Source organism: Pseudoruminococcus sp. (assembly GCF_047012705.1).
GTDB lineage: Bacteria > Bacillota > Clostridia > Oscillospirales > Acutalibacteraceae > Pseudoruminococcus.
Map to the genome: position 1 here is coordinate 25,554 of NZ_JBKXNW010000016.1, position 8,941 is coordinate 34,494.

Annotated in this window: 7 protein-coding genes; all 7 read right to left on the bottom strand. The window is 36.9% G+C overall.

Features of this window, described 5'->3' with window-relative positions; translation table 11 throughout:
- Position 1 precedes the first annotated feature (1 nt).
- Positions 2-751: a hypothetical protein gene (locus ACLU24_RS12920; protein WP_412613070.1), complete on the bottom strand. Its 750-nt coding sequence runs from the start codon at positions 749-751 to the stop codon at positions 2-4.
- Entirely contained in the window at positions 748-1,431 is a 684-nt protein-coding gene (locus tag ACLU24_RS12925) for a hypothetical protein (RefSeq protein WP_412613072.1), read from the bottom strand. The genes ACLU24_RS12920 and ACLU24_RS12925 overlap by 4 nt, the downstream gene beginning before the upstream one ends.
- A complete protein-coding gene (locus ACLU24_RS12930; protein WP_412613073.1) occupies positions 1,431-1,769 on the bottom strand; it encodes a hypothetical protein in 339 nt (112 codons plus the stop codon). The genes ACLU24_RS12925 and ACLU24_RS12930 overlap by 1 nt, the downstream gene beginning before the upstream one ends.
- Before the next feature lie 10 nt (positions 1,770-1,779).
- Positions 1,780-3,510, bottom strand: a complete 1,731-nt coding sequence (locus ACLU24_RS12935) for a phage tail spike protein (RefSeq protein WP_412613075.1) — start codon at positions 3,508-3,510, stop codon at positions 1,780-1,782.
- Between the two features lie 8 nt (positions 3,511-3,518).
- Complete coding sequence (locus ACLU24_RS12940; RefSeq protein WP_412613079.1) at positions 3,519-4,247, bottom strand: phage distal tail protein; 729 nt, start codon at positions 4,245-4,247, stop codon at positions 3,519-3,521.
- A gap of 14 nt (positions 4,248-4,261) precedes the next feature.
- Entirely contained in the window at positions 4,262-8,221 is a 3,960-nt protein-coding gene (locus tag ACLU24_RS12945; RefSeq protein ID WP_412613076.1) for a phage tail tape measure protein, read from the bottom strand.
- Between the two features lie 82 nt (positions 8,222-8,303).
- On the bottom strand, positions 8,304-8,941 hold a 638-nt coding region (locus tag ACLU24_RS12950; RefSeq protein WP_412613077.1), incomplete at its 5' end, for an OB-fold protein.

The following is an 8,941-nucleotide window of genomic DNA, read 5'->3' on the forward strand; positions in this document are numbered from 1 at the left end:
ATCACTCCTTAACTTTAATCAATGTATTAGTATCAAACGCAAAATATCTTAAGTTATCAATCAGCAAAATATTTTTTGCCACAACATTCGAGCAATCGCACACATTTTTCATATCGTGTTCCGCAACATCGCTTTTAAACAGCACCTTACTCTCTATAATTTCAACATCGTCACCCCTTGAGTAATTCAAGCGGTTCACGCTTATCTTATAAACCTCATTTTTGTTGCTCTCGTCCGTCCTCAAAAGTTCTGCCGATAATGCCGGCTTTGACGCAGCCGGTTCATTTGGAATTAACGATACGACATTAAAACCATTTTCATGATAAGAAAAAACATTGTAACTGTAACTATTTGTCATATCAGAATTATAGTTTCCAAATATCATAGCTATTGCGTTATCATTCGATACGAAAATCATTTTCCAAGTTCTTGTTGCCACAGCATCAATGTTATAAAGTGTATTACTGTAATATACCTTTGCACCGTTTGTAACGGTATCGTTTACAACCTGTTCCATATACCAATAATTTACCGACTGAGATTTTGCTTCTCTGGCAAATCTTAGCTTATAGCAATTATTGACATTGAGAGCTATTCTGATTTGATGTGATGTGTCCTCGTTTGCAAACTCTGTGTCAATGTCTGTTTCGCAAACTATTCTGCTGTCGGCGGCAGTAAGTTCATTAACAACAGTTTTTATAAAGTCCTTCTCCGTGCCGTATATGCTTATTGATTTATTTATGTAACTCATTCTGTTCCCTCGCTTTCATATTTTACTGAAATTGGATATAGTCTTACATTGCTAAAACACAAATTTGTTACCACATCATCAATCATATAGCCCATATCAATACCTATATATACTTTGTCAGATGTAGCTGTAAACTCGACTGTATAATGTTTTGCGGTATCCGTTGCTGTACCGTCTAAAGCTGTTTTCGCAACAACTCCGGGCATTTTTAGCAGTTCTGTTCTGTCAGGTTCGCTCGTCGAGATAAAGGCATAAGCCTTATCACTGCCATAACTACAGGTAAAACCTGTCGAAGTTTTAAAATTGAACTCAAACGAATACATATTGCCTGCAACAGTGTCAAACATCAAATAAATATGCTCGTAGCCACTGCCGCCCTTGTATGTTATATCGTTAATACCGTCATTATAATTGTTATCGAACTGTGGAAAGCTTTCTATATTCTTAGACCAATTCGATAAATTTTGTTGGTCAGAACTAAGTATATTTTCGCCTTTTGTAGTTTTGCGTCTGTATACTTTTGATACCGTTTTACTAAAATCATAAGCATACATCAATGCAACAGTTTTATGGTCACTTTTGCCGCCCGTTGGCTTACAGAGCTTGCCTGATAGACTGTTGAACTTATTGAGTTTGCCCGATAGATTCTGTACTCGCTTTACCTGTCCTTTTAGCTCCATTATGTAGCCTCCTTTGCTGTAATAGCTTTACATATGTAAAACTCATCACAAGGCACTATCATATAATAATCGCCGTCTGCAGTCTGTAAGCCAACATCAAAGTAATATCTCCCAAACGCCAGTTGGGCTGTGTCTGCTGGCGTAAGTTTAATAGTACAAATACCGTCAACAATATCTGCGGAAGTAAGCGTTTTTACTATGTTATAATCGCTGTTTTCTGCATTTTCTTTGACGCCGAATATGATTTTTTCGCCGGCTTGAAGTGTGTATTGTTCGCCGCTCTCGTCCTCAATGTTCAAGTTAAAATCGTTTGTTGTGCCTCTGATTATGTTAATCATTTAATCACCCCTATTCACTATATCCCCAAGCGTGCAAGCCGTTTCCGAGGTCAATATCCGTTACATTATGCCCAAAGAGCTGATTGCAAGTAAAGTTATTGCTTAAATTTAAGCCGCCCTCCTCTGTATATCTAAGCTTATTTACATATACTTTTTGACTTTTGTCATACACGCTCCAAGTCATTGCGTCGCCGTCTATCAAGTCAAATGTAAGACCATACTGCCCAGTATCGCCGCCACGAATACCTATTTGACCTATCTCAGTATCACCACGCCAAAATTTTATGCCGTCTTTGCTTACTGTCATAAGCTTGTTACCGCCGCTGTTATTAACCGTGATAGTATTATTTACACTGTCTAATTTCATTGTTCCATCATCAGACACAAGCACGCCGTTTTCCATTTTCCAACCAGCAATAGAGCCTATTGTAGCAATAATTTTAATGCCTTGTAAGACACCTGTTGTGATACAATCTGCAACGATAGCGCCGTCCATAGTCATAGCAAGCGGAAAAGGACCATCATAGCCATTGCTACTAAATCCCAAGCCATTCACATTAAATCGCCATATCTTCGTTGCTGTATTTATATCTGGTGTATTCATAATAAGTAATTCTGACGGCTTTTCAGACGGATTTAATACAACATATCCGCCATTCGCACCTGTAATTAATGCCGTTGCGGTTTCTATTGCTTTTTGCCAAACACTTGGCTGTTTATCTACGGTTGTGCTTATCTGATTAATTTTCGTAGTATTATCAATGAGCTTTCTTGAGATTTTTTCAGGCGAGGTTGAAAGAGTAACAGTGTTGTTGAGCGGTTCGTTTGGATATTCTTTAATTTCAACAACTGTATGCTCAAGGCGTTTATTTCTTCTGCGGTCAATAAGTGTAATTACACTGTTAAGCCTTATGTAAAATTCAGAATATTCTATCTTATTAAGCCTTGCAAGGTCGATAATTTCACACACATAAGACCGTTCCGGCAGAGCTAATTCTTTTAGCTTTTCCTGAGCGTCCGCAAGTAAACTTTCAGCCTTCGTATATCTTTCATCTCTCCAAACGGTTGCAATAACCTTATTGCTATAAGAGTTATTATCAATATATTCTTTTCCGTTGTTAATTTTGGCAAAAGATAACCCGTCTTTGCCATAAGCATAAAGACGGGTAGCAAAACCACTTGAAGAACCTTTGAAAGTCAGCTCTTTCAAGTTTAGTTCATCGCTGAAAAATACATTATTTGCAAGTGTTGTTGGAACGGAAACATTAAGTATTTTGTGTATATTATCTACATCAAAAGATACATTGTACATAGTTTTATTTGTACAATTATTAACAATATCAAGTGGTGTAACATCTGTTAAATCAAAACTGCGTTTTGCAGTAACAAGGCCTGCACCTACCACACTCCAGCCTGTGCCGTCAAGTGCCGTAGACATAGCTTGAGCAAAGCTTATAGTATCATACTTAAAGGTGCTGAATATCTTGCCTTTTAGCTCATCAAGGTCGATTTCAGCATTAACAGTAGCTGTTGTTCTGCGTTCATTTATACTCTTGATGTTGTAATATGTACCATCGTATTCAATGCGTTCTTCTTCAGCTATCAGGCGATATTCTGAATTTTGCGGTGATATATCAAACTGCATTGTTTTACTGCCGCCAAGCGATGATGTTATACACCAATTTGATATGCACGATAGCGGATAAACTTTCCCTCCGCTGTATAATTTCATTGCTTTCATAATTCACCTCATATAAATGTAGGATAATATTCAGTCACGAACTCAACTTTTACCGGTGTAGAATGTTGAGCTATGTATGTGTTTTTGCCCGGGCGTAATTTTGGAAATTCTACAACATTGGAATCTCCGAAAGCGTTAAACCCGTTTTTTGTAACCTTGCAATTTATACCGTCAAGCATAATAACATCTCCTGAATTAACCTTATCCATAGAGTAAGAAACCGAATCAGAACCATATGACATAATAAATTGAAGCCTTGTATTATCGCTGCACCCTGTGATAGTTGCTGTTATTCTGCAATCTGTATCAACTGTTGATGAGCAGTGTAGTTCCGAACCTTTTATAGTCGCTAATGATAAATGCCTTATGCCTGTGAATGAATATGTAACTTCAAGGCAATTACCATCAAAGCTTTCATTACTTATCGAATTAAGTACGCACCTGTAAAAATATCCGTCTGGCAACGATATATCAACGACATTTCCGAACAGAAGATTATCGAATCTTGATTTTTGCAACGCTACTGTGTGCATTTTAGCGAGCATACCATTTTGCTGTGTTTGAGGTTTAAAAACAAGTACGGTACTTATAGCTCGTTGTCCGTAGTCAGTATGAAAAAGCTTAGGGAAATTAGCATTATAGCTTGTGCCTGTTGCTATTGTTAATTCAGTACCGCCAATACTAAAACTTAATAGCCTGGCACCGTATTCTGCAATGTTATTATTATCAATCATCATTTCAACCAAGTTTATCACCCCTTTATAAATGCCAGTTCCTCATCAATATAAGGTACCGTAGCCACCGCAAACTCTCTGCCGTCAATGTTTATGTGAGTTGTTATATTTCCGCTTGCTTTTACAGAGTTGTTACTATCTGATTGAGTATCATAGTTATTAGCATTTTTTGTTGCTACACTTAAACCTATCTCTCCTGCTTGTGCAAATACTGCTGTTTTCAGCCTTGCGGTCATTTCTGCGTTTGTATCAAGCATTATATCATTGTTTAAACCGTTTGACATAGTTCCTGATACAGATTCAGCTAAATCTTTAGCTATGCTTGCAAGCTTTTTAGCTCTATCTTTTAAGCCGAGTTCCAAGCCTTCTACTGTAAAACGACCAAGCTTTGCCATTAATCTCGATGGGGAATGTTGGTCCATATCTGTTTTGTATGTACTTTCAATTACGGAAGCAACAACATTCATAGCTCTAGATAAAATAGGAATCTTTGATATAACACCATTTTTTAATCCTTCAACTATGTTGGCGCCGTTTTCTTTCATTTTTTTAGCAAAAGAATATCCTAATGGATTTTCAAATGCTAAAGCAGCTGCTTTTCCTTGTTCATACATTTCAGGCGGCAAACCGTCAAAAGAATTGATTAGTTTATCATAGCTATCACCCATTTTTTTCTTGACATCATCAGGAAGATTTTTAATAGACTCTCTAATGTTATATGCCATATAAGCGGTATCGTCTGAAATTTTGCCGCCGCTTTCATATGTCGTTTTGACAAGCCCAGCCCAATCGCCTATTTGTGTCATTGTAGCTTCATCAAGATTGTTTACAATATCATCAAGAATAGCTCCTGTGTCTGTTTCATAATCCTCCCAAACTTTTTTTGTATTAGCAGAATATTGTTCTTGATTTATTTGTCCAACTTCTAATAAATCGTGATAACCGCCTATTCTCTTGCCAGCTCGAATATACGCTTCATCAAACGCTTTAGTTGCTTTATTGTTATTGGATATAAACTTATCTGTGCCTGTAATAAGTTTAGTATAATGATTGGTGATGAGTGCTTCCGTCTGTCCACATTTTTCTTTTGCGGCTTTTATAGCCTCTTCTTTAGCTTTCCAAGCTGCATTTTTTTCATTTTCATAAGCTTTTTTAGTTATTGCTCCAGCTTTATATTCTTTAGTAGCTAATTGATATCTTTTTTTGTACTGTTCCTCGGCGGCAGTTATAACTTTATCACGAGCTTCCTCTGCACCTTTTATATAAGTTTTTGATTGCTCTGAATATTCCTCTGGCGTACCTTTAAACTTAGATATAAATTCTTGTGCTATACCATTAGCTGTTGTTTGATATTCGCTTTGCAATTCAAGTTCCTTATCAGCAAGCTCTTTTTGCTTTTTCATAAGATTGTCAAGTTCTTCAATTTCTTTCTGCGTAAGCTCTTTTCTGCCAGTTGAATATCCGCTACATATTTTATCTATACGAGTTTGAACATCGGTCATATCCTTTTCAAGATTTTTCTTTGTGTCTTCAGGAATTATCAAACTTTCATCGAAACCATCAAGAGAGCTTGTAGCATTATCAATACCGTCTCGGCATTTGTCCATAGCTTCAGTAATACCGCTTAATTTATCGCCATAATTTTCTGCTATTTTTCTTGTATTTTCTGCCGCTATATTATAATTATCTTGTGCCTCGTTTAATGCTTCTGTATCTCCACTTGTCTGACTTAGCCACCCACATAACGCTGTTAGTCCTGTCACTAACCCTTCGATAAGAGTTATAGCAGCACCTATAGGATTTGCTGACATTGCCGCATTAAAACCTAACTGCGCTATTTTTGCAAGTTCTACAGTTCCTTTATATATTTTAATTGCAGAAACTACTGTTAAAATTGCGGGTCCTATAATATTAAGATTACTACAAAGGAATTCTAATACTTTAACAAGAGGAGGTACTACCTTGCTTGCCATATCAGTTATTACTTTTGCAAGTGTTCCTATAAATTTAGTTACAGACTGTATAGCTTTTTTCAAACTATTGCTATTAAAGAACTTCGTTATAGCTTCTATGCACTTTTTTACGGGGGCTTGTACTTCCTTGGGTAATAGAGAGACAAGCCCGTCTGTAATAGCCTTAACAATTTCTTTAGCGGCTGTTAATAACTTGTCTTTATTATTTTTGACGGATTTTATAAATGATTGTATAAGTGCGACTACGCCTCTTACAACAGTTCCTGCATTGTTTGCAAGGTTCACAATGCCGTTTACGATAGAGTCGATTATAGATTCTCCCGCTTTCAGCAATTCGCTTTCATTTGAACTTATTGCAAGTATCAAATTTTCGATTATAGCAACTGCACCGTCGATGAGTTCAGAGCCGTAGCCTGCGAAATCTATAATACCTTCAATAATTGATTGCACTATATTTCGTCCTGCATTAAGCAGTCTTGAACTATTATCCCTAATACCATTCGCAAAACTATCAATAAACTGTAATGCGGAATCAATCATCTTCGGAGCATTTTCTGCTGCTTTGGTAGCAATTTCTCCGAAGATGTCACCAGCCGTTTTTACTGCTCCCTGCAAGCCACCATCTGTGAAAGATTTTGAAAGTTCATCAATATATTTTGTTCCAAGCTGTACAACACCACGAAGCTTTGTATCAAATGTTTCATAAATTGTTATACCAAATCCCTCAAGGGCAGACTTCATTATCGTAATATCACCTTTGAGGTTATCATTTAGGGTATCAGCCATTTTTTTAGCTGCACCATCAGCATTACTAATACTGTCAGTCAATTTATTAAAATCAGCGTCGCTTGCGTTTATTATAGCAAGCATACCCGACATAGCTTCTTTGCCAAAAATAGTGCTTGCATATTCTGCTTGCTGAGTTTCATCAAGATTAGCAAATGCTTTTCTAATATCAACCAATGTTTCTTTTAAAGATTTAGTTGAACCATCTTCATTTTTTAAAGCAGACACAGTATAACCAATAGATTTTGTTTTTCCTTCTTGTGCTTTTGTAAGATTTTCTTGTGCAGATTTCAAGTTAAGTGCTGCTTTTTCCGCTTCACTGCTATTTTCCCCGTATTTTTGCACAGTTTGGTTATATTTCTTTTGAGCTTCTGTAACTTTGTTTGTTGCTTTATCAATTTTAAGTTGGTCTATTTTAGTTGATGTAACTTCTGTCGCAAGTCCCAGTTTTTGCAACGCTTTACCCATATCATCTGTTGGAGACGCCAAGTTAGATAGAGCAGTTTTAAGGCTTGTACCTGCCATTGAGCCTTTTACGCTGGCGTTAGCCATTAAACCAAGTGCGAGCGAAACATCTTCAACAGAATAATTCATAGAACCGGCGAGTGGTGCCACATACTTAAAGCTTTCGCCGAGCATTGAAACATTTGTATTAGCGGAGCTTGAAGCTGTAGCAAGGACATCTGCAAAGTGTGTGCTATCTTTTGCAGAAAGTCCAAATGCTGTAAGAGCGTCCGTTACAATATCTGATGTGGTTGCAAGGTCTAAGCCGTCGGCGGCAGACAGATTCATTATACCGTCAATACCATCAAGCATAGATTTAGTGTCCCAGCCAGCCATAGCCATATACTGAAATGCTTCCGCAGATTCAGTGGCAGAAAACTTTGTAGTTGCTCCCATCTCTTTCGCCTTATCTGTAAGAGATTGAAGGTCATTTCCAGTTGCACCAGATATAGATGATACTTTCGACATAGCCGCTTCAAAGTCCATACCTACTCTTGCGGCGGCTGTTCCTATAGTTCCTATCCCTGCTGAAACTGTCGCTACTGATGTTGTTACTACTGATGTAAATTTTCCAATCATATCAGTAGCTTTAGAAGTCACTGTACCTACTGTTCCTACACCAGTTTTGGCAAGTTTTTTTAACTTAGATAAGCCAGCAGAAAAACCGTTGCTGTCAATCTTAGTATCAAATTTCAAACTTCCGTCATAGCTCATATTCTCACCTACTTTCTTGCAAAATAAAATCGTACACCTTTTTGATGTACGATTAAATGTTAAACTTTATTTTTCTTTGAAATTAACGGTACAATATTAAACAATCCTGTATAAAAAACACATAGACATTGTCACTTGTTTCATCATACACAGATGAATTATCTATTTCCCCATATATTGTAATAACATCGCCTTCTTTTATAGTTGCAGCGTCTGCATTGTCTATTTCAAACATCACTTGAGTGTCAGCTGACGGCTCATCAGTTTTGAGTGTTAAATAGTTTTTTTCTGTCACTTTGAACATTGTATCTACTGTGCCTGTTACTGTTGCAGTCTTACCATCGACATTTTTATTGTTAGTTTTCAAATACTTTTCAAATTCATCATTGCTTGAAAATATGAGTTTTGATTCGTCAGTATAAGGTTTATAACTATATTCCGATTTGCTTGTACTACTTTGACTGTTTGTTTCAGAATTTCCAACATTATCTATGCCCTCTTGAAATTTGCCCATTTGGTCATAAGCTCCTTTTAGTGAGCTTGCTAAATCGTCTGTAGCTTTTTCATAATTTTTTTGCGATTCAGAAAGTTCAGATTGTGTCTTCTCAAGTTCTAATTGAGCCTCGGATTTTCCGTTGCACCCAGCAAATTCCGATAAGACCAATAAAGCCACTAAAATAGTTGAAATCGTTCTCTTTTTCACAAAAATACACCCCTTAT